This window comes from Polyangium sorediatum (genome assembly GCF_029946465.1).
Lineage (GTDB): Bacteria > Myxococcota_A > Polyangia > Polyangiales > Polyangiaceae > Polyangium > Polyangium fumosum.
This window is the reverse complement of sequence record NZ_JARZHI010000007.1, coordinates 48,843-70,130: the sequence shown is the minus strand read 5'-3', so window position 1 is coordinate 70,130 and position 21,288 is coordinate 48,843. Positions and strand designations below refer to the sequence as shown.

Genomic DNA, 21,288 nt, shown 5'->3' with positions numbered 1-21,288 from the left:
AACAGGACGCGCGCGCCCGCCAGGCGCGTGCCTCATGACAGCGTTGTCGTTGTGCGTCAAGGAGCCTGCTACCCTGCCGCCCGTGGCCGTCACGACCGATTTTCTCGTCATCGGCAGCGGGATCGCTGGCCTGACCTTCGCCCTCGACATCGCCGAACACGGTGAGGTCGTGGTCGTCACCAAACGCAGCAGCGAGGAGTCGAACACCCGGTGGGCGCAGGGCGGCATCGCCGCCGTCATCTCGCCCGAAGACACCTTCGACGCGCACATCAAGGACACGCTCGTCGCCGGCGCTGGCCTCTGCCACGACGTCGTCGTCGACATCTGCGTCCGCGAAGGACCCGATCGGATCCGCGAGCTCATGGACCGCGGCGCGCGCTTCGACCGTGAAAAAGACGGCTCGATCGCGCTCGCCCGCGAGGGCGGGCACAGCGCGCGCCGAGTCCTCCATGTCGCGGACGCGACCGGCTTCGAGGTCGAGCGCGCGCTGCTCGAACGCTGCCGCGCGCACCCGAACATCCGCATCCTCGAGCACCACATGGCGATCGACCTCATCGTCATGTCGCGCTTCGGCGGTCCCGACGTCTGCGTCGGCGCGTACGTGCTCAACACGGCCACGCGCTCGGATGGCGAGGACGACGCGAAGAGCCACCTCGTCGAGACGTACCTCGCGCGCGCCACGATCCTCGCCTCGGGCGGGGCGGGCAAGGTCTACCTCTACACCTCGAACCCCGACGTCGCGACGGGCGACGGCATCGCGATGGCGTACCGAGCAGGCGCCGAGATCGCGAACATGGAGTTCTACCAGTTCCACCCGACCTGCCTCTACCACCCGCAGGCGAAGAGCTTCCTCATCACCGAGGCGCTGCGCGGCGAGGGCGCGATCCTCCGCTTGCCCGACGGCACGCCGTTCATGGCGAACCACGACCCGCGCAAGGAGCTCGCGCCGCGCGACATCGTCGCCCGCGCCATCGACTTCGAGATGAAGCGCACGGGCAGCGAGTTCGTCCTGCTCGACATCACGCACAAGCCCGCGAACTTCGTCTGTGATCACTTCCCCACGATCTACGCCGAGTGCCTGCGCTTCGGGATCGACATCACCTCGCAGCCGATCCCCGTCGTCCCCGCCGCGCACTACCTCTGCGGCGGCATCAGCACCGACCTCCACGGACGCACCACGATCCCCGGCCTCTGGGCCGTCGGCGAGTGCGCGTGCACGGGCCTGCACGGCGCGAACCGCCTCGCCTCGAACTCGCTCCTCGAAGGCCTCGTCTTCGGTCACCGCGCCGCCGTGCGCCTCACGAGCACGGTCGGCGAGCTCTGCAAGAGCCCGTTCCCCGAGGTCCCCGAGTGGCAGATCGGCGACGCCGTCCCGAGCGACGAGGAGGTCGTGGTCACGCACAACTGGGACGAGCTCCGCCGCACCATGTGGAACTACGTCGGCATCGTCCGCTCGAACGCGCGCCTGCGCCGCGCCGCTCGCCGCATCGCCCTCTTGCAGGACGAGATCCGCGAGTATTACTGGCGCCACCTCGTGACGCGCGACCTCCTCGAGCTCCGCAACATCGCCACCGTCGCCGAGCTCATCGTCGGCTGCGCGGCTGCGCGCCACGAGAGCCGTGGCTTGCACGCGACGATCGATTATCCGCAGACGAACGATCGGTTCGCCGCGGACATCGTGGTCAAGCGGGGCGTCGTGCCCCATCTTCGAGGTCGTTGATGGATCCGAACGACGACGACCGGCCGAGCAACCCGCTCGTACCGCCCGCCGAGCGCGGCGAGCGCTCGATGAGTTACCTCAGCGCCGCGGGGTTCGCGGTCGGCACGACGTTCCTCTACATCTTTTTCCTGTCGCTCATCGGCTCGATCCGCGGCGGGGATGGCCGCTTGGACCTCGTCACGAGCTTCGGCTGCCAGCTCGTCTCCACGCTCATCGCGCTCTTCTTGATCCTGCAGCTCCACGCGCCGGACAAATCGATCCGCGACTACCTCGGCGTGCGCGCGACGCACCGCGGCTTCTTCCCGCTCGCGGCGATGCTCGGCATGGCCGTGCAGATCCCGGCGAACGCGCTCTACGACATCATCGTCAAGCGCTGGCCCACGGGGCAGCCGCGCGAGGAGATGCTCCAGGAGGAGCTCGCGGGTGGCGTGCCGAAGCGCGTCCTCTTCTTCGTCATCCTCGTGCTCGCCGGCCCGCTCATCGAAGAGGTCTTCTTCCGCGGCGCGCTCTTCCGCCCGCTCCGTCGCCGCTACGACGCGCTCGGGACGCTCCTCGCGACGAGCACCTTCTTCGCGTTCGCGCACCTCGAGTGGCAGCTCGTCTTGCCCATCGGCATCGTCGGCCTCTCGCTCGGCTTGCTCCGCAGCGCGAGCGGCTCGCTCCTGCCGAGCTTCGTCATGCACGGGCTCTTCAACGGCATCACCCTCGGCTCCGTGTACTCGCGCTCCCCCACGGAAATCGCGGACTCCGCGCCGATCCCGCTCTCCGTGACGATTGGCGGATCTGCCGTCACCCTCGTCTTGCTGGGCCTCGTCTACCTCCTCGGAAAAAAGTCCGAGGTGGCGCGCGAGGCCCGAGAAAAGGACGTAGCGTGAGCGAAGCGCCCCGTTCCTCCCACGAACCTCCGAAGACCGCCCTCTGCTTGCCCGGCGGAGGCCTGACCGGCGCGCTCTACCAGATCGGCGCGCTCGCTGCGCTCGCCGACGGCGTGCGTGGCGTCGACGGACAGAGTTTTTCCCTCTACCTCGGACAATCGAGCGGCGCGAGCGTCGCGGCTGCGCTCGCCGGCGGCATCCCCGTCGATCGCCTCTACCGCGCGCTGCTCGATCCGGTCGACAACTTCTTCCCGCTCGAACGCAGCCACGTCTTCCGCATGGACATCGACGAGTGGCGCCGCGCGCTCTCGACCTCCTGGGTCGCGATTCGCCACGCCCTCGCGCGCCTCTCGTCGAGCCGCGACCCCGTCTCGCCCACCACGCCGGGCCACCTCTACCTGTGGGAGCAGATCGATCGCCTCGCCGACTCGCTCCCCGCCGGCTTCTTCACGCTCGACCGGTACGAGCGTTTCCTCGCCGAGTTTTTCCTTCGCCGCGGCATCCCGAACGCGTTCCGCGCCATGCCGCGCCCCTTGCGCATTCCCACGTACGACGTTGACTGCGGCGATCGCATCCTCTTCGGCGCCGAGGGGCACGAAGACATCCCGGTCTCGCTCGCGTGCGCCGCGTCGCTCGCGCTCCCGCCCTTCTTTTCGCCGATCCGCATCGGGGATCGGCACTACATCGACGGTGGCCTCGGCGACGTCGCGCACCTCGACGTCGCGGCCGAGGCGGGCGTCGAGTTTGCCGTCGTCGTGAACCCCATGGTGCCCGTCTCCGTCGCGCATCGCGCCGTCCCCACGGGGCACGGCGTGCGGCAGAGCGTGCGCGACAAGGGCTTGTTCTGGGTGATGAACCAGGCCATGCGCATCGGCACGCACGCGCGGCTCGCGCAGAACGTCGAGCAGATCCAGCAGAAGACTGGCATGCACGTCCTCGTCCTCGAACCCGAGCCGACGGACGTCCTGCTCTTCCTGCACAACCCTTCGAACCTCGCCGCGCGCCGCGCCATCCTCGAATACGCGTACCGCACGACGCGCGAGCGCATCGCCGAGTGGATGGAGAAGCGCCGCGGCGTCGTCGCGCGCCTCGGCTGGGAAGCGGCCTAGAGCGCCGAGCCGTTCTAGGACGCCGACGCGAGATCGACCGGCGTGAGGAACTGGCGCTGCGTGGCGAGCCAAGCCCGCGCTTCGCGCTCGTCGTCGAAGCAGGCCGTCCGCCGGGTTTGCCCCTGGAAGACACGCACGGCCTTATCCATCATCGCCACGAGCACGCGGAGGCGGTAGTTCGCGCCGAGCAGCGCGAGCGCGCCCACGAGCCGCGAACGTGGATCCATCGTCGCCACCTTGCGCGTCCGCGCCCCGGGATCCTTCGAGTGCGTCAGGTCGTTCACGACCAGCACCTGCCGCCCCTGCGCTCTCTCTTCGAGCATGTCGTAAAACGTGAGCATGTGCTCCGGCTCCACGTCGCCGTTCCAGGCCAGCACCACGACATCGGGCGCCTCGAAGCGCACGCGATGGGCATGGCCAATGGAGAAGATGCGCGCGTCGTGTAGCAAGGCTGCTCCTCGTTGAAGCTCAAAGTTTCGCCCAGGACACCGTGCAATACGCGGGGGTGTCCAGTCCGTCAACCCGACCCTCGACCTGTCCATTCACGTCCGTCCCCGAGCTTTCGACGCGCCTCGGGAGCTTGCCCTGTAAGCCTGGCCGGGCTGCGGACGTTCTCGGGGCATGCCGGCCCTTGAAAGCCGCCCCTCGCTGCGCTCTCCTCGGAGGATCCTGATGCTCGCCCGCCCTGCTCTCCTCGCGTCCCTCGTCCTCGTCGCGCTCTCGGGTCTCACGGGGTGCGCGAGCCTCGTTCCTTTCACCCACGAGATCCGCACCGAGCACGGGCTCACGGACGACGAGGTCAAGAACCTCCAGTTCTACAGCTCCCACGGCATCACGCTTCGCCGCGAGGTCGAGTCGGGCGGCCGCAAGATCACCCCGGGCCACAAGCTGCTGCTCATCTCGGGCAAGCAGATCGAGGAGGTCGTGATTCCGGCGAAGACCCCGGGCGTCGCCGTGAAGGTCGGCCCGCGTGCGCTCGCCGTCAGCTTCGAGCCGGGCACCTCGCTCGTGTTCACGGTGAAGGGCTCGCGCCTCGCCATGGACGACCGAGGGTTTTTGCGCCCCCTCGCGCTCGATCCTTCGCCCGCGTCGCCCTTCGAGCGGCGCGTGACGAACCTGCTCGGCCAGCAGTTCGCGCAGCCTCCGAACCCGTTCCCCGGCAACGACAGCGGCAATGAGCCGCTCCCCGGTTCCTCCACCGTGGCCGGCGACGACGCGAGCGGCAATTATTGGCTCGACACGGACAGCGCGGGCCGCATCTCGTTCGCGGGCAAGCTCTGGAACAGCGAAGAAGACAGCATGCAGGCGCACCTGCTCATCGATTCCGATCTCCTGGAAGAGGTCGACAAGAAGCGCAACGTCCTGCATGGCGTGAAGCTCGAACCGAAATGAGCTAACGGCTCTTCAAGAAGGGGATCGGGTGGCTGCGCAAGAGCTCCACCGTGTATCCCGCGGCCACCTCGCAGGCATAGGATCGAAAACCATCCACCCGCGGCGTGTTCTTGTTCTCGTCGGCGAGGTCCGACACGCCGCGCACCATGAAGAATTCGGGCTGACGCGCCGCCGCGAAACAAGCGCTCGCCACGCCCGCGGCCTCCATCTCCACGCCGATCAGCGTCGGCCATACATTTCGATACTCCGTGAGCACCCGCTCGACCGCGACCACCTTGTCGCCCGACGCGATGGGCCCGAGGTGGATCCGCGGCGCGCCCTCGCCCGGACGCGGCACCAAGAGGCTCTTCGTCCACGCGTCGCCGAGCACGTTCAGCGCCGCCGCATAGAGCCGCCGTGATGCTTTGTGCACCGACCAGCGCACCTCGATCCCCTGCTCCGTGAGCTTTTGCAGCTCGTAATCGACGACCTGCTCCGAGATCAGCAGATCCCCGAGCGAGACGCTGCGCGCCGCGACGCCCCCCGCGATCCCCACGAGCACCACGTGCCGGGGCCGCCAGCGCTTGATCGCCTCGCCCGTCGCCGTCGCCGCATTCACGCGGCCCATGCCGAGCAGCGGCAGCACCACGATTCGATAGCTGCCCGACCCGTCCGTCACGGGCAAGGTCGCCCGGAAATAGACGTGCACGTCGTCCTTGCGCGGCACGACCCGCTCGAAGCCGGGCAGGCGCCGCAAAAGCGCGTCGCGCTCCTCGGGCAGCGCCGTCACCAGCAAAAAATCGACCCGCTCGGGCTTCGTTTTCGACGTGCTCTTCGGCTGCCGCGGCCCCTTCGGGCGATCCGTGGCGGTGACGGGCCGCCGGCCCGAGAGCTCCTCCGTGATGAGATCCAGCAGCCGCTCGGCGACGTCGTCGGCCTCTTCGCGCGTCGTGATCGGCGTATCGAGCGCGGCGACCTGCGCCCGTGTCACGCGCCGGTGGAGACCGAGCCCCTGGAAATCGGCCATGATCTCGTCGAATGCCTTCTTCGCGTCGCCGCCCGTGGACGGCAGCGGAAACACGGGCACCTGCTCATTGCGCGCGGTTTGGTAGGTCTTGTACGTCCCGCCGAGGCCGCCGATGAGGACCACGGCTTGCGCGCGCCGCACGCTCTCGACCCATTCGGGGACACCTTTCTCCACGTACACCACATCCCCGCCGAAAAAGGAGGGCTCGTCGGGGCGCGGGACGATTTGCTTGAGCCGCGTGGAGAGCGGCATCCCGAGGGCCTGGAGCGCGCCGGCGAAGGCCATCGTCGCGGCCTTGTCCACGCCGTTCCAGCCGCACGTCACGAGCCCGGCGCCGCTGTGCGCCAGCGCCCGCCCGATCGCTTGTGCCGTGAGCTCCTCCGTCCTGGGCAACGGCGCTTTGCGCGAACCCGTGCCCGCGACCTGCACCCACATCTCCTGCCCTTGCGCGGCGTCACTCATGGATGCGGAGTCTACCAGGCGCGGCGCCTCGGGTGTACGCTGAGCAAACGCGCGGCGCGTGCCGGGCGCGGAGGAGCCGGAGCATGGATCAGGGCCTCACCGATTTCCTGCGAGATTACGTCGACGCCCTCGAGCGCGGGAGCGCGGCCCTCTTCGTCGGCGCGGGATTGTCGATGGCGACCGGCCTGCCGGGCTGGGGCAAGCTGCTCGAAGGCATGGCGCGCGAGATTGGGCTCGACGTCACCAAAGAGCACGACCTCGTCTCGCTCAGCCAATACTACGTCAATCGGTACGCCGGCAACCGCACGCACCTCGAATCCCTCGTCCGGCGCACGTTCGATCGCGAGATGGACATCCCGGACAACCACCGGATCCTGGCGCGCCTGCCGATTGGCCACGTCTGGACCACGAACTACGACGAGATCCTCGAAGGCGCGTGGCGGGAGGCGGGCAAGGTCTTCGACGTGAAATCGCGCAGCCGCGACCTCACGACCTCGGACCCCGAGGCCGACGCGTTGCTCTTCAAGATGCACGGCACGGCCTCGCAGCCGGACGCGATCGTCCTGACGAAAGACGATTACGAGCGGTATGCGCGCACGCGGCCTGCCTTTTTGCAGATCCTCGAGAGCGACCTCACGACACGCACGTTCCTGTTCCTCGGGCTCAGCTTCACGGATCCGAACCTCGGGCACGTCCTCTCCGCGCTGCGCCGCTCCTTCGAAGACGGCCCGCGCCAGCATTACACGATCCTCAAGCGCCCCTCGGACCCGTACGACGCGCAGCGGTTCGCGCACCTCGTCACGGACCTGCATCGGTACGGCATTCGCGCGCTCGTGGTCGACGATTTTGCCGGCATCACGGAGATCCTGCGCAAACTGGAGCGGCGCCGGGCGCAGCGCAGCGTGTTCGTGTCGGGCAGCTTTCCCGAGGACGGGGACGAAAAAGAGCGCGCGTTCGTCGCGTCGATCGCGCGCGGCGTGGGGCGCATCGTGGGCTCGAAGAATATGCAGCTCGTGACGGGGCTCGGGCGGGTCGTGGGCAGCGCCGCGGTCACGGGGCTCGTCGAGGCGCTCGACGGCCGAACGGCCGCGGCCATTTCGAGGCGGCTCGTGGTGCGCCCGGTCCGCGAGGTCGTCCCGCCCGGCGCGTCGCTGGAGGCGTGGAAGAAAAAGTCGCGCGAGGACCTGATCGTGCAATCGGGCGTGATGATCGTCATCGGAGGATTGCGGCGCGGCGTGCCGGCGCCCGGCGTGCTGGAAGAGTTCGAGATCGCAAAGGCGCAAGGCCTCGTGGTCCTGCCCATCGCGGCGACGGGGCACGCGGCGCGGGCGATTCACGAGGCCATGCGCGCAGATCCCGGGGCGCATCTCCCCGCAGAAATCGACGCCGCCTCATTCGAGGCGCTCGGCGCGGAGACGAAGGACGAGGGCGCGATCCTCGCAGCGATCGAGCGTTGCCTCGGCCGGCTCGCGACGTAAAGCTTCGGGGTGGATTTCGAGGGCGCTCGCGCCCTACGATGCCCGGCGTGCCGAGCATCTTCTACGCGCCCGACCAGATCCGCATCGACGTCGAGGAGAGGCAAACCCTCTTGAATGCCGCGCTCTCCGCGGGCATTCCGCACACCCACGTCTGCGGCGGCCACGCGCGTTGCTCGACCTGCCGGGTGATCGTCGTCGAGGGCCTCGACAACGTCGAGCCGCCGAACGAAGTCGAGCGCGCGCTTGCCGAGCGCCTCGGCCTGCCGCGCGAGGTCCGCATCGCCTGCCAGGCCACGGTGCGCGGGCCGGTGCGCGTGCGCAGGCTCGTGCTCGACGACGACGACGTCGCCCTCGTCGGCCGCATGCGCGCGTCGAAGGTCGACCTCACCCCGGTCGGCGAGGAGATCCGCGTCGCCATCCTGTTCTCCGACATCCGCGGCTTTACCCCGTTCACGGAGGCGCTCCTGCCTTACGACGTGATCCACGTCCTGAACCGCCATTTCGAGGCGATGGGCAGCGCCGTCGCGACCGCGGGCGGGTTCATCAACAATTACATGGGCGACGGCTTCATGGCGCTCTTCGGGGTCGACGGAAAGCCCGACGCCCCGATGCGCGCGGTGCGCGCCGCGCTCGGCATGCTTTCGGCGATGCAGTCGAAAATGACGCCGTACCTCCGCGCGACGTACGGGCACGTCTTCGACATCGGGATCGGGATCCATTACGGCGAGGCTGTCGTCGGCCCGATCGGCTCGTTCGACCGGAAAGCGATCACTGCGATCGGCGACGCCGTCAATTTCGCGAGCCGCATCGAATCCGCGACGAAGGACGTCGGCGCCCGCCTGCTCGTCTCGGAGGCCGTCCACCGCGAGGTCGCCGGGCGTGTGACGGTCGGGAAAACCGCGCGGGTCTCCGTCAAAGGAAAGACCGGCGAGCACCAGCTCTTCGAGGTCACCGCCGCGTCCGAGGCGTGACGCTCCGTTTTTTCGGTACACGAGCAGCTCGCTTCCGTATTCGAGTCTGCCTCGCGCCGGGGATGGCGGGCATGGAACGCGCGTTCTTCGAGGCGCTCGCTGCGCGCTCTCCCAACGACGGCGACGCCCTGACGCTTTGCGCGGAGGAGCGCGTCACGGCCGGCCCGGCACTGCCGTTACGTAACCATCATGAGGAGATGGAGACGTCACTCCACCGGATGGGGTGTAATACGGCGTAAACGGAACGCGGCGATTGAGACAGGCGTTCGCGCTCTCCGGGCTCAACGGCGCGCTGGCGCCTCGGCTCGTGGCAGGACCACGCCCGAACGCTGCCAGGGCGTCCTTCGGCCGCGGGCTTCCGCGCGGACGAGCCCCTCCGTGCGGTGGGGGAAAAACCGCACCATGCGTGGCGACCCGGTGATCCGGCGTTCGAGCGTGCGTCGGGACCTACGCTGGCCTTCGAGGTCGGCCTTGGCGAACCTCGACAGCGATGTTTTCCGGCTCGCTCGTGTGGTGACAGTTCGATGGCGGAGACTGACGCACCGCACCATCCTGCCATTACAAACCCGAGCGACGGAAATCAGGCCGTGCTGCGCCATCGGCGAATTTTTTTGGGGGGCCGCGGGCGGCCGGAGCGCGGGATGGCGGTCGCGCCGAAAAAAGCCTCAAGACCGCTGAAACGATGAACGTGCACGTGGATCATTGGATCACAAATGATCCGCGATTGGCCGGAACACTGCGGAAATTGGGCTTGCCTTCTTCGGTCGGAACAGACATTCTGACGATGGTAACACGCCGCCCTGCGCCCAATCCGAGGATTGGTGCGGTCCTTCATGGGGTGCGTGGCCGGGGGACATCACTCCTATCCGCGCGGGGGAATGGCAGCCGGAGCTGCGCCCGTCGATTCGACGCGCGTATCGTCGAGCGGCGGCGCTCGGGGTGCGTTTGCGTGGTCCCTCGGAGACGATCTTAACCGGCAATTTCACTGCCATATGAGAACGGAGAAGACCGATGCCTAACGACGATACCCCCCCTCTCGTATCCATGGCGCAGCAGTTCACCGGGCTCCCGATGGGCGATCTCATCGGTGCGCCGTTGCTGGCAGCCGCCCAGGCCAACAGCATGATGGCCGCGACGCAGACCAAGTTCTTGCTCGATACGGCGTTTTCCGTCTCCGGGGAGGGCGACAAGCAGACCTACAAGCCTGTCATCATCACCATGGAGCTGACGCGCTCGGCGCTCGTCGCGGGAGAGCCGGGCAAGAGCGACCCGAAAATCCTGCCCGTCACGACGACGTTCGAGCTCCCGCTGTTGACGATCATCCCGCTCAACTCGCTCGCCGTGGATGATGTCGACGTATCCTTCAACATGGAGGTCAAGTCGAGCTACTCGGAGGCCACGAACAACTCGACGCAGGAATCGCTCGCCGCGGCGTCGAGCTTCTCCACGAAGTTCGGCTTCGGCGTCTTCTCGGCGACGGTTCAGGGGAACGTGTCCTACGACAAGAAGACCTCTTCGTCGCGCGATACCCACTACGAGAAGAGCAATTCGGCGCAGTACACCGTGAAGGTCCATGCCGGTCAGCTCCCGCTGCCGCAGGGGGTCAACACGATCATCCAGGCATTCACCAACGCGATCACGCCCATCACCATGCCCACTGCGGGCAAGCAGGGAAACTAGGCGTAAGGATCCACCGGCGCGCAGCCCGGCGCGGGCGAGCGAGCCCGCGCCGGGCTGCGCGGCGTATCTCCCAGGCACACGAGCGAGGACCTCATGACAAGCCAGATTCCCTGCCCGAACTGCGGCACTCCGATCGTCATCGATGCCAATCTGCTCCTCGCCGGCAAGCGATTTTCGTGTACCGGGTGCGACGCCACGGTCGCGCTCGGAGCCGCGAGCATTCCAGCCGTCTCGCATGCCGTCGACGAATTCAACGCCCTCCGCAGGAGGATCGAGGGCGGGGGCGCTCGATGAGGCGTACACGACCGCGGCATACCACGGAGCTTCGTAGCCAATGATCAACCTGGAACAACTCGTTTCCGCGGTTCAGCGCAGCGCGATGGCGGCGTCCGACGCGCTCGTTGCGAAGAACCTGGACACGTTGCAGCAGTTCTTCGAGCCCGCCGAGGACGACGAGGCGTCGAAGATCACGGAGGCCACGCAGCGGGCCCTCTCGGCCTCCCGCGCGGCGTCCGACGCGGCCTCCGGCGCGACCTCGGGCGCGGCAGAGTCCGACAGCGCGCGCGCGGCCGTTCGGCAGGCTGCGGAGGCGCTCGAGACGGCGGCGGCGGCAATGGCCAAGCGGCGCGGCTCCTCGGGGATGCTGCGACCGAAGATGATGGCGGTGCAGTTCCCGCATGTGACGAAGGAGGGGCCCGGGGTCCATACGGTCTACGTTCCGCTCATCGCCTTGGCGCCCGTCTCGTTCGCGCGCGTCTCGGAGGTACGATTCAAGACGGACCTCCATCTGAGCGCTGCGGGCGACGAACTCGCGGTGAGCTTTCCGAGCAGCGGCGAAGCGAGCGGCGGGCCCCCGCCGGCGAGCGCAGCGCCCGACGGCGGCGCGACGCCGAAGGGGACCCCGACGTCCGCGAGCATCGAGATCGTCGTGAGCGAGACGCCGCTGTCCCAGGGGCTCCGGTTGCTCGTCGAGGGGTACGAGCGCGCGCTTCGAGCCCAGATCCCTGGTTGACGATTGTCGGTCTCCAACGCAGGAGAGGTGACCATGCCGCTCACGCATAAAGAAGAGATCATCGTCGCAGGTATGCAATGGCTGAACGATGAGACGATCATCAATCAATTCACGTCGTATGATGAAAGGAGGCAAATCATCGGTGCGGCCCTCAAAAAGGCGAAGATTGACCCGACGGAGGCCAACATCATCGAGGCTGCGGGGCTGTTGAACATCGAATTGACGAAGGGCAAAGAGGAGGTTCGGGTCACGGTCTGCAGGGATGCGGTGGACGAGCTCCTCGGGGAGCACGAGGGCATCGCGGACGCTCTGCGACAAATCGCCAGTGGACAAGAAGGCCGCTCTTACAGTGACAACACGGGACACCTCCGCGTCGGTGGTGTTGGCACGTGGAACATCCTTTTCGAGCATGGCGATCCCCAAGTCGTGCTGGGGCTCGTCGACGGGCACATGGACAAGAACATGTCCCAAAAGGTGAGAAATCAAGCAGGCAATGTGAAGCTGCGCGACAAAGACGATACCGTGAAGCTGGAGGTCGTCGGCAATCTGGTCCGCCTGGCGCCGACGAAGTAGGTGCGAAACAGGCAAGTGAGCGCCGAAGAAACGTCATCGAATATTTCCTTTCACATCAACGAAAGGTGCGTGTCATGGGCAGCGCAGGAACCGTCGTTCGTCTTCCGGTGGGCAGCGTCGGCATCGATCGCAGCGCGACGATCGCCCCGCAAGCGGCGGAGCTCTCTTCGCTCGGGTACCGCTTCGCCATCCGTAACGTCGGCCTCCCCGGCGGCTCCACCAATGGAGTCCTCACGGCGAGCGAGGCCCAGACGATCCTCGGCGCGGGGCTCGCGCTCGGGCTTTATCAGACGTACCGGAACACCGGCGTCACGGCCGCTCAGGGGCTCACCGACGGCGAGTTCATCGCGGAGCAGGCGCAGTCCTTCGGCTTTCCCATCGGCCAGGGCATGGCGCTCTGGTGTGATCTCGAAGGGACCTTCGACGTGCCCGCGGAGACGCTGATCCAGTACCTGACGAACTGGACGGTGGCCGTGACGAACCTGGGATACGTCCCCGGGCTCTACAATGGTCCGCAATCGCTCCTGTCGGCGTCGCAGGTCGGCGCTCTGCCGTTCAAGGCTTTCTGGCAGGCGGCGTCGCTGGTCCCCGCCGTCCCCGATGGGTACCAGATGTACCAGCTCAACCCCGCCAATACGATGGTGGCGGGCATCAACGTGGACGTGGACGTCGTCCAGCAGGATTTCGGAGGCGGCTGGCCCACGTTCTGGCAGGGCTGATCATGCGCAGTCGCCCAACCCGACCCACACAGAACACGAGGGAGCCGTATCATGAAATGGGAGTTCAAAAACGACGATAGAGGCTTCTCTATAGAAGGAGACGTCGGAAACCACGACGGAGAAGTCGTTGGTAGGTACATGCCTGGAAACCTAAAATCGACGCTCGAGATGGCAACGACGCTCGACGTCGACGAGGTTCTGTTCCTACCAAGCGGCTACATAGCGCAAGTCGGCTACATGAGGACAGAACCGACGGGCCAAGGATTGGGGTACATGCTGTGTTATGCCGCCGGCCAGGCTGCGGCCAACTGGGGGTACGAATACTTGTTCGTAAGCTCGGGGAGCATCGCCGGAGGGGGAATGCATTTGATGAAGAAGCTGGGGTGCGGGGCGCTGAAATTCCTGGAGCTCAAGCACAAGACAGGAAAGGATACGACGCAGGTGGGGGGCTACCTGCTGAACATAGCAGACATGACCGAGAAAGCGGCGGAAGGATACAAGACGAAGGGTTGGAGAAAGATCGGCATGAAATTGTGATCGAAAAGCCTGCCCTTTTCAGGAGATTCTCATGGGCTCAGGACGAATCATCCATTTTTCACCAGGCACGGTCGGCGTCGACAAGACCGGCGCGCCGATCCCGAGCGGCTCCGCGAAGCAGCTCTACGGGCTTGGTTATCGCTTCGCGTTGCGTGGCATCGGGGTGCCCAATGTCGCGTCGTCGCAGGCAGGTCAGCTCACGGCGAGCGAGCTCGCGGGCTTGTTCGGCGCGGGGCTCGCCGTGAGCCTCTTCCAGCTCAACTTCCTCCAGAGGACGATCGACGCGGCGCAGGGGACGGCCGACGCGAATTACCTCGTGGAACAGGCGCAGGCGTTCGGCTTCCCGCAGAACACAGGCTTCACCCTCTGGTTCGACCTCGAGGGGAGCATGGCCGGGGCGTCGGCCGGCCCGCTGCTCGACTACGTGAACGCGTGGGCAGCCGCTGTCACCGCCGGAGGGTTCGCCGCCGGGATCTATACCGGAAAACAGAGCGTGCTCTCGGGAACGGCCATCTCGAATCTCCCGAACGACTGCGCCTACTGGCAGGCCGCGCAATTCCTGCCGTATTCGATGCCGGCGCGTGGCTACCAGATGTATCAGCTCTATCCGGCGGGACTCACGATCGCGAGCATCCCTGTGGACGTGGACGTGGTCCAGCAGGATTTTCTGGGCGGAACAACGCCGTTTTTGGGGTCTGCCTCGACGTCGGCGTGACGGGTGCCCCGCGGGTGTGTCTCCGTCGAAGGAAAGACCGGCGAACACCAGCTCTTCGAGGTCACCGCCGCGTCCGAGGCGTGGCGCTCAGTTCTTGCGGTACACGAGCAGCTCGTTGCCATATTCGAGCCGCCGCAGGCGCCGGAGCCCGTGCGGCTCCATCACGGAATCGAGGGTCCGGGGGTCGAGGTATTCGACGCCGATCCACGTGAACGCCGGGTTCGGATTCACGATCACCACATGCCCGCCCGCCGTCAGGCGCTCGGCCATCTTCGCCGCGGCCCGATCCAGGTGCGGCACATGGTTCAGCGCGTGGACCGCCGTCATCACGTCGTAGCGCCGGCGCAAGCGCCGCGCGGCCGCGCCTGCGCCGAAATCGGATCGCTCGACCCCGTCGATGCGCCGCCCCGGGTGGCGCCCCCGCGCCTCACGCACCACGAGCCCCGCCCCGCTCCCGATATCGAGCATCGAGCGGAACGGCAGCTCGTCGAGCATCGTAAACAGCGCGACGAGATCCATCCGGTAGCTCGGCGATCGATGAAACGCTTCGAGCTCCCATCGGGGCCCCTCGGAGACGTGGAGCGTTTGCAGGGCGAGTTGGTTCATGGCGCAGCCAGAGCGGGAAATCGTTCCGTGAACGTACGAATCCCTTGCACCCCACGTGCCATGGTTCTGGCGCGAGGTTTTCCGGCGCGCGTTCCGCTGGGGCTGCGCATGTTGAGCAGGAACGGCGCGACCTGCGCGGCGTGTGTTCCTGCGCTGTCACGGTCGAGGCGCTCGGGACGGAGACCCAGGGACGAGGGGGCGATCCTCGCAGGGATCGAGCGTTGCCGCGGCCGGCTCGCGGGCTGTCCCTCCGGGTGGACGCATCGTGGGGGCGGGTACACGTTGCGTTGACCGATCCGGAGTCTTCTGGTCGCATTCCTGGAATGTATTTTCCGCGTACGCGAGCCCTCCTCTCCTTCGGGCTCCTCGGGTGCGCGACGACGGTGCTCATGCCGCTCGGCTGCGGGAGCAGAATCGTAACCCCGGCGATGAGCGAGGGTCCGCGCGTGCCGGACGCCACCGCGGAGCGTCTGCGGGAGTGCGTGGATGCGTTCGGCGGCGAGCTTCGCGCGGGGTACTACACGTTCGACTACACGGTGAACGCCGACCAAGAGGGCCACATCGTCGATGTGAAATCGAAGGGTGTGCCCCATGCGGATCTCGCGGCGTGCACGCGGATCGCGCTGCGCGCCATGACGGTGCCGAAGGAGCTCCTGAAGCTGCGGCTGGCCGAGCCGCTTGCCCAGGCGAACGTGCAGACGATGCCGGGGCGAGCGCTGGTCGGGAACCTCTTGATTGTGGGCGTGATGGTCGCCCTCGCCGATCTCATCATCGAAGCGGGAGGGATCACGATCGTGATTGCCGTTTCTCTGGAGCTCAGCAAGGATATTGCGGAGACAGTCAAGGGGAAGTGGTCATGCACCGCATCTTGCAACGTGCAGCAGATCAACCCGAGTGTCTCTTGTCCTGACCGAGCGATAGGAACCGCAGGCGGACCTAACGAGCCTGCCGCGTGTGTGGAAGCGAAGCGCAGTGCTACGCAGTCGACCCCAGCTGGCTGTTACCCGCGGCACTGTCAGTGCCGTTGTTCCAAAAGATGACGGAGCAAGTGATGCAGTCCTCCAAGGTCGTCGAAGCTCTTGAACTGGCGGTGCCTGCTGCCGACGGGGAAGAGTTGCTGTTCAGGCTGGAGGTGTTGGCGCACGGGGCCGGGAACGCTCGTCGCTACCGCTGCCGTCTGTACCGGCTTGAAAGCTTCAGATTCCGAGTTCTCGGCAGCAAAAGCGGTGGTCGCGGCAGGAAATGGGACGGTGCTGACTACCGTTGTTGGGTCGTGGATGACAGCCTCGGGGTCGATCTTCTGTCGTACCCCTCCATCGCGAAGGCTAGAAATGCGGCCGTCCTTTCATTGAAAACCCAATTGGGTCTTCAATAAAAGTCGTCCGGTTGCACAATCAAAGCCCCGGGATGCTCCCGAAGAGCGAAGGCTCGATCTTGCCGACCGTCGCTTCCACCTCGAACCGATACACCACGCCGTCGACGTCCTCCGCGACGACACGCCGCAGCGCCGCAGGATCCCCGCGGGCCACGAGCACCCGGTCGACGTGCAGCTCGACGTGCAGGATCCCCGTGCCGGGTTCGCGCGGCGCGCCCGTGAGCACGATCGTCGTGGGCGACGACGAACCCTGCCCGATCGAGAGCGAAAACGTCCCCGGCAGGCCCATCGCGAGCGCGCGCCAGAGCGCGAGCAGCGGCGTGGGGACGCGGCGCGGCGCCGAGGGGCCCTGGCCGTCGCGGACCTGGATCGAGGTGACCCCGTCGTAGACGATCCGATCGTGCCCGTGCACGTCGCTCAGCACCGCGAGGCGGAACGTCGCGCCGTCCCGCGCCTCCACCTCGACCGCGACGGGCGCCGCCGGGACGACCCCGCCGTCCGGCCCCGTCGCCCACCAGTGGACGAGCGCCGACGCGGGCGAAGAGCGCGGGTAAAGCGCGTCGAGCGCGTTCGCCACCTCCTCGGCCGAGCCCGTAGGCGCGCCGAGCCGCTCGGGCCAGGTGAGCGGGGACGCGAGCGAGACCGGCGAGATCCGCGTCGACGTCACCGGCTCGGTCGCGTGCGGGCCGAACGTGGCGAGGTCGTTCTCCGTGCCGTCGGGCGGATCGAGCAGGAGAAGCCGCCCCACGTGCGTGAGCGCCGCCGTTTGCGGCAGGCCCGGCGCGCCCTGCGCGAGCGCGGGCGTCGCCGCGGCCGCGAAACGCGCGCCCACGGGCGGAAAGGGCAGGGGAGGCAGGAGCGGCTCGGGCGGGCGGCCCGGGTAGACGAGCGCGCGGATCAACGTCGCGCCGAGCGGATCGGCGGCGCGCAGCGCGTCCGTCCGGTCGCGCGGGACCCAGTCGAAGGCTTCCCGCACGGCCGCCACCAGCGCCTCCACGTCGAGCCCCTCGCCCCGCATGCGTTCGAGCGACCCTTGCAGCGCGGCCGTCCCGCCTTGCTCGGCGGCCTTGCGCAGGAGCGGGATGCCGCGCTGCGCCGCGCCTCGGGACAGGGCCACGAGGCCCGCGCACGCGAGCATCGACGCGTCGCCCGGCGGCCGCGAACCGGCGCGCTCGAGCCGCGACATCGCCTCCTCGTAGCAGGCGCCGGCCGCGCGGTGCGCGCCGAGATCGTCGAGCCGGCGACCGTGCCGCACGAGCTCGAAGGCCGCGCGCAGGTGCACACGCCCGTGCCGCGCGTCGCCCTCCTCCTCGCTCGCCTGGAGGAGCCCGGGCAGCTCGTCCACGCCGCGGGCGTGCTCGCGCATCCGCGTGAGGTACCAGGCCATGTCGGCGCGGCGCTCACGCATGTACACCTCGCCCGGGTGGTCCAAACAAACGTCCATCCAGCGCAGCCCGTCCTGCAGCGCTTCGAGCCGCTCGATCGCCGCGTCCTTCCGGCCGAGCGTGGAGAGCAGGTGCCCTTCCAGCAGCACGGTCGAGAAGCGCACCCGGTGCACGACCGCGCCGAGCCCGCCGAAGGAGGCGCGTAGCTGCCCGAGCCGTTCGAGCGCCGTCTCGACCTGGCCTGCCCGCGCGAGCACCGCCGCCTCGTTGTAGGCGGCCGCGGCCGCGACCTCGTGAAACGGGCTCTGCCACGTGCCCGCGAGCCGCTCGGAGAGCGCGCCGAGCACGGCGAGCGCGTCGTCGTAATGCCCCGCGAGCCCGAGCGCGGCGCCCTCGTTGCACGCCGCGATCGCCGCGATCGCGCCTTCGACCGGGGACGGCGAGGGGCCGAGCCGCTCGCGCAGGGCGCTCGCCCGGTCGGCCGCGTCGTCGGGCCTGCCCGAGCGCGCGAGCACGAACGCGGCGAGGCACGCGGCCGCCGCCTCCGTCTCCCGCTGCGCCGCGCTGCTCCCGCCCGGCGTCGACAGCGCCGCATGCCCGAGGGCCGCGAGGGCGCGCGCGTCGTCGCCTCGCTCGATCGAGATCACGCCCAGCACGAGCGCCGCGTCCGCCGCGAGCGCGCGCAGATCCACCGAGGACGTTTGTCCCGGGAACTTCCACTCCCCGGCGAGCTCCAGCGCGGCCGAGAGGCTGTCGGTCGCGAGGGCGAAGCGCTCGCGCGCCGCGTGGCGCTTGCCCCGGCGGTAGAGCGCGAGCAGCACGGCCTCGAAGAGCTCCGGATCCTCGTGCCTGCGCTCGTGGAACCTCCGGACGACCTCGTCGTACTCGCCCGTCTCCGTCTGCGCCGAGAGATCCCCGAGCGCGAGGAACGCCTTCGCCGTCTCCTTGCTCCCGCGCTCGTCGCGCACCGCCTCCCGCACGATCGCCGCGCAGATCTTCGCGGCCTCGGCGTTCCGGCCTTGCGCCCGGAGCGCCATCGCCTCGGCCAGGCGCTCGGCGTGCTGGGCCGAGAGCTTGCGCGTCGAGAGCGGATCGGGGCGCCCCGGCCGCTCCGTGGGTCGGCCTGCGGCCCCGGCGGAGGGCAGGGTCGTGGGCGGGGCCGAGAGCCCCGGCGAGCTCGGCCGCTCCGCGGGCACGACGCGGAGGCCCTCCGCGGGCGTCGCCTGGGGGGCCGCGCGCCGCGCCTCGATCGCCGAGAGCAGCTCCGCCGACATGGGCCGCGCGCGCGCGCCCACCTTGATCGGGCTCGACTTCGAGAGGCACTGTACGAAGCGGAAATAAGCGTGCGAGAGCCCCTGCGGATCCGACGTCGGCTCGACCTCCGCGGCGAGGCGCGGGGCGGGCTTCGTGGTGCTGCGCTGCGGGATCTGCGCGAGCTCCACGTACAGCGACAGGTCACACGCGGGCAGCGCGAGCGTCGACCGCAGCAGCGCTTCGAGCCGCGGGCGCGCCTCCTCCACGAACGCGCGGCCCGCGGGGCCGTCGGCCACGTGCACGAGCAGCGGGAACAGGTGGAGCGGCCGATCTGTCGAGGCGATCGCGCGCCGCCCGTGCGCCCAGGCGCCGAGCTCGATGGCCTCTTCGAGCGACGCGTCATCGAGCACCACCACGAGCTTGTCCGCGAGGTGCGAGGCCAGGAGGGCCGTCGTCTCCGTCTCGCCCGTCGGCGCGTCGAGGAGCACCGCGTCGTAACGCCCGCGCAGCGCCGCGGCGATCTCTTCGAGCACGCCCGGGAACGCTTCCAGCCCGTCGAGCGGCCGGTTCCGCTCGCGTGGCGTGTCCTCGCCGCCGACGGGCAAGAAGTGCAGCTCCACCGTCCGGTCCTCGGGCAGGCCTGGGTAGCGCAGGGGCACGCGCCGGATCGCGGCGTCGTTCGCCTCGATGATCCGCTCGACGAGCTCGCGCGCCGCGCCGCTGCCGGCGGGCCCGCGCGTCGCGGGGAAGCGCCGGGCTTCTTCGCGCACCGAGGCGAGCAGATCGACCATGCCGGGCGCGGGCCGCGGCCTCGGGGCGTTCGACGTGGCGGCGCGGCGCTTCGTGTCGTCCGGGAAGTAGCGTGTGAGCGTGGGCGAGTCGACGGCGAGGTCGATGACGAGGACCTTGTCGCCGCGGTGGGCGAGCAGGGCCGCGAGGTTGGCCAGGGCCATCGCGCGCCCCGCGTCGCTGCGCGCGGACGCGAACACCGCGAGGTAGCCATCCCGAACGGTAGGCAAACGAAAACCCTCCAGCGGCCTACTTTCGCATGTTGCGGGCGCGGTACAAGAGGATCGATTCCCTCCCCCCCATCCCCTCGCGGGCGAGGGGCGAAGAGGTGTCCGTCACCCCTCTTCCGCGCGAGAGAGGGGCCGGGGGTGAGGTCTGATCAAAGCGATCCCGACTCCATCGCCGCCTTCTCGGCCGCGCGGACGGCGGTCTTTGCTTTCGCCTTGCCGGCGATCACGCGCGCGAGTGCGTCCGCGTAGACCTCGGTCGTATCCATCGCGTCGAAGATCATGTTTCGCAGGAGCAGCGGCGAGAGCGGCTCCTCGGTGTAATCGAGGGCGATCTTGAACCGGACGGAGCCGTCGTCGAAGTCCATCTCGAAATTGCCATCGCCCATCCCGAAATTCGCGCGCGTGACGAACTCGGCGAGCTCCGTGCGCAGCTCCTTCTTCGCCTTCGGCTCGAAGATCACGTACACGACGACCCGCTCGAGCTCCTCGGACAGACGGACCGCGAACGCCTCCACGATCCCCTGATTCACCGCGGCCAGGTAGTCGATGTAGCCCGCCTCGTCCTCGGCCAGGGCGAACGTAAAGCCCGAGGCCCCGAGCACCTCCTCGACCACCAAACGCGCCGTCCGGGGCGCTTCCTCGACCTTCGCGGCCTTGCGCGTCTTCGTTCCGGCCTTTTTTGCTGCCATGGTCTCGGTCCTCTGCTTTTCCTCGGCCTTGCGAATCATGTCGAGCAGGTTCTGGGTGTTCGGTCGGTGATGCCAGTCGAGCGGGGCGAGCGCGAGGGCCCGCACGCAGTCCTCCACGGCGCCCGTGAAATCGGCGCGCAGGGCCCGGAGCGCGGCCCGCTCGCCGTACGCGCTCGGCTCGGCCGGCGCGAGGTGGATCGCCTCCTCGAGATCGGCGATGGCGCCTTCGAGATCCCCGTGCCGCTGCTTCGACAGGCCGCGCCGCTGCCAGGCGGGCGCGAAGTCCGGGGCGATCTTGATCGCGTCCGTGTAATCGGCGATGGCGCCGTCCACGTCCTCAGCGAGCGACCGGGCATTGCCGCGGTTGTACCTCGGCGCGTGCTCCCCGGGCGCGAGCTTGATGGCCTTCGTGAAATCGGCGATGGCGCCGTCGAGGTCGCCCTCCTCCTGCTTGCGATTGCCACGATTGTTGATCTCGGCCCACGCGGGCATCCCTCCCTCGGGCGCCTCCGTCGTGAGGATGGGCCTCGGAGGCGCGTGCTTCGTAGGGGCCCTCTTGGTGGCTTTCCTGGCAGGGGTTTTCTTGGCGGGCGTAGGTTTGGTCGTGCGCGGCATGCGTTCGGCGCAGCCTATAGCACGGGGGCGCGCTGCTTCTCACCTCCCGACCGGCCCGCGAGCGCTCTGGACCGTTTTTCGTGACCGAGGGGGTAG

20 protein-coding genes are annotated in these 21,288 nt (G+C 68.3%); 15 read left to right on the top strand and 5 right to left on the bottom strand.

Annotated elements, in window-relative coordinates; genetic code table 11:
* The first annotated feature begins 82 nt into the window (after positions 1-82).
* From nadB to QHF89_RS11055, 3 genes are read left to right on the top strand one after another with little or no spacing between them, the layout of a single operon-like run.
* Complete coding sequence (nadB, locus tag QHF89_RS11065; protein WP_284720357.1) at positions 83-1,720, top strand: L-aspartate oxidase; 1,638 nt, start codon at positions 83-85, stop codon at positions 1,718-1,720.
* Positions 1,720-2,595: a CPBP family intramembrane glutamic endopeptidase gene (locus QHF89_RS11060; protein WP_136966983.1), complete on the top strand. Its 876-nt coding sequence runs from the start codon at positions 1,720-1,722 to the stop codon at positions 2,593-2,595. The genes nadB and QHF89_RS11060 overlap by 1 nt, the downstream gene beginning before the upstream one ends.
* Positions 2,592-3,704: a patatin-like phospholipase family protein gene (locus QHF89_RS11055; protein ID WP_284720356.1), complete on the top strand. Its 1,113-nt coding sequence runs from the start codon at positions 2,592-2,594 to the stop codon at positions 3,702-3,704. Before QHF89_RS11060 ends, QHF89_RS11055 begins: the two co-directional genes overlap by 4 nt.
* Positions 3,705-3,718: 14 nt before the next feature.
* On the opposite strand, the gene QHF89_RS11050 is transcribed toward QHF89_RS11055, so the two are convergent.
* The gene (locus QHF89_RS11050; RefSeq protein ID WP_136966984.1) at positions 3,719-4,153 is read right to left on the bottom strand and encodes an STAS/SEC14 domain-containing protein; all 435 of its coding nucleotides are present in this window, start codon (positions 4,151-4,153) and stop codon (positions 3,719-3,721) included.
* 223 nt (positions 4,154-4,376) lie between these two features.
* Between QHF89_RS11050 and QHF89_RS11045 the strand changes: the two genes are divergently transcribed.
* Entirely contained in the window at positions 4,377-5,096 is a 720-nt protein-coding gene (locus QHF89_RS11045; protein WP_136966985.1) for a DNA-directed RNA polymerase, read from the top strand.
* A gap of 1 nt (position 5,097) precedes the next feature.
* Here QHF89_RS11045 and QHF89_RS11040 read toward each other — a convergent pair whose 3' ends face one another.
* Positions 5,098-6,564, bottom strand: coding sequence for a 5'-methylthioadenosine/S-adenosylhomocysteine nucleosidase family protein (locus QHF89_RS11040; protein WP_136966986.1), 1,467 nt, complete (start codon positions 6,562-6,564; stop codon positions 5,098-5,100).
* A gap of 83 nt (positions 6,565-6,647) precedes the next feature.
* Here QHF89_RS11040 and QHF89_RS11035 point away from each other — a divergent pair, with 83 nt between their 5' ends.
* The 9 genes from QHF89_RS11035 to QHF89_RS10995 all read left to right on the top strand — a co-directional run bounded on the left by QHF89_RS11035 (position 6,648) and on the right by QHF89_RS10995 (position 14,249).
* Positions 6,648-8,042 (top strand): SIR2 family protein, encoded by a 1,395-nt coding sequence (locus tag QHF89_RS11035; RefSeq protein WP_284720355.1) that lies wholly within the window; start codon positions 6,648-6,650, stop codon positions 8,040-8,042.
* 47 nt (positions 8,043-8,089) lie between these two features.
* Complete coding sequence (locus QHF89_RS11030; protein ID WP_284720354.1) at positions 8,090-9,013, top strand: adenylate/guanylate cyclase domain-containing protein; 924 nt, start codon at positions 8,090-8,092, stop codon at positions 9,011-9,013.
* A 1,011-nt stretch (positions 9,014-10,024) separates the two neighbouring features.
* Positions 10,025-10,693, top strand: a complete 669-nt coding sequence (locus tag QHF89_RS11025; protein WP_136929030.1) for a DUF2589 domain-containing protein — start codon at positions 10,025-10,027, stop codon at positions 10,691-10,693.
* 93 nt (positions 10,694-10,786) lie between these two features.
* The gene (locus QHF89_RS11020) at positions 10,787-10,987 is read left to right on the top strand and encodes a hypothetical protein (RefSeq protein WP_136966989.1); all 201 of its coding nucleotides are present in this window, start codon (positions 10,787-10,789) and stop codon (positions 10,985-10,987) included.
* Positions 10,988-11,027: 40 nt separating this feature from the next.
* A complete protein-coding gene (locus QHF89_RS11015) occupies positions 11,028-11,705 on the top strand; it encodes a DUF2589 domain-containing protein (RefSeq protein ID WP_136966990.1) in 678 nt (225 codons plus the stop codon).
* A 33-nt stretch (positions 11,706-11,738) separates the two neighbouring features.
* Complete coding sequence (locus QHF89_RS11010; RefSeq protein ID WP_136966991.1) at positions 11,739-12,278, top strand: hypothetical protein; 540 nt, start codon at positions 11,739-11,741, stop codon at positions 12,276-12,278.
* Positions 12,279-12,352: 74 nt separating this feature from the next.
* Positions 12,353-12,997, top strand: a complete 645-nt coding sequence (locus QHF89_RS11005) for a glycoside hydrolase domain-containing protein (RefSeq protein ID WP_136966992.1) — start codon at positions 12,353-12,355, stop codon at positions 12,995-12,997.
* A gap of 51 nt (positions 12,998-13,048) precedes the next feature.
* Positions 13,049-13,534 (top strand): hypothetical protein, encoded by a 486-nt coding sequence (locus QHF89_RS11000; RefSeq protein WP_136966993.1) that lies wholly within the window; start codon positions 13,049-13,051, stop codon positions 13,532-13,534.
* A gap of 31 nt (positions 13,535-13,565) precedes the next feature.
* Positions 13,566-14,249 carry a glycoside hydrolase domain-containing protein gene (locus QHF89_RS10995; RefSeq protein ID WP_136966994.1) on the top strand — a complete coding sequence of 228 codons (684 nt, stop codon included), beginning with the start codon at positions 13,566-13,568 and terminating at the stop codon, positions 14,247-14,249.
* A gap of 87 nt (positions 14,250-14,336) precedes the next feature.
* Here the strand turns inward: QHF89_RS10995 and QHF89_RS10990 are convergent, their stop codons facing one another.
* The gene (locus QHF89_RS10990) at positions 14,337-14,855 is read right to left on the bottom strand and encodes a class I SAM-dependent methyltransferase (protein WP_136966995.1); all 519 of its coding nucleotides are present in this window, start codon (positions 14,853-14,855) and stop codon (positions 14,337-14,339) included.
* A gap of 446 nt (positions 14,856-15,301) precedes the next feature.
* Between QHF89_RS10990 and QHF89_RS10985 the strand changes: the two genes are divergently transcribed.
* Complete coding sequence (locus QHF89_RS10985; RefSeq protein WP_136966996.1) at positions 15,302-15,895, top strand: hypothetical protein; 594 nt, start codon at positions 15,302-15,304, stop codon at positions 15,893-15,895.
* 11 nt (positions 15,896-15,906) lie between these two features.
* A complete protein-coding gene (locus QHF89_RS10980) occupies positions 15,907-16,230 on the top strand; it encodes a hypothetical protein (protein ID WP_136966997.1) in 324 nt (107 codons plus the stop codon).
* A gap of 19 nt (positions 16,231-16,249) precedes the next feature.
* Here QHF89_RS10980 and QHF89_RS10975 read toward each other — a convergent pair whose 3' ends face one another.
* Together QHF89_RS10975 and QHF89_RS10970 are read right to left on the bottom strand one after the other, a co-directional pair.
* A complete protein-coding gene (locus tag QHF89_RS10975) occupies positions 16,250-19,888 on the bottom strand; it encodes a hypothetical protein (protein ID WP_136966998.1) in 3,639 nt (1,212 codons plus the stop codon).
* Between the two features lie 149 nt (positions 19,889-20,037).
* Positions 20,038-21,069, bottom strand: coding sequence for a tetratricopeptide repeat protein (locus QHF89_RS10970; protein WP_284720353.1), 1,032 nt, complete (start codon positions 21,067-21,069; stop codon positions 20,038-20,040).
* Between the last annotated feature and the right edge of the window lie 219 nt (positions 21,070-21,288).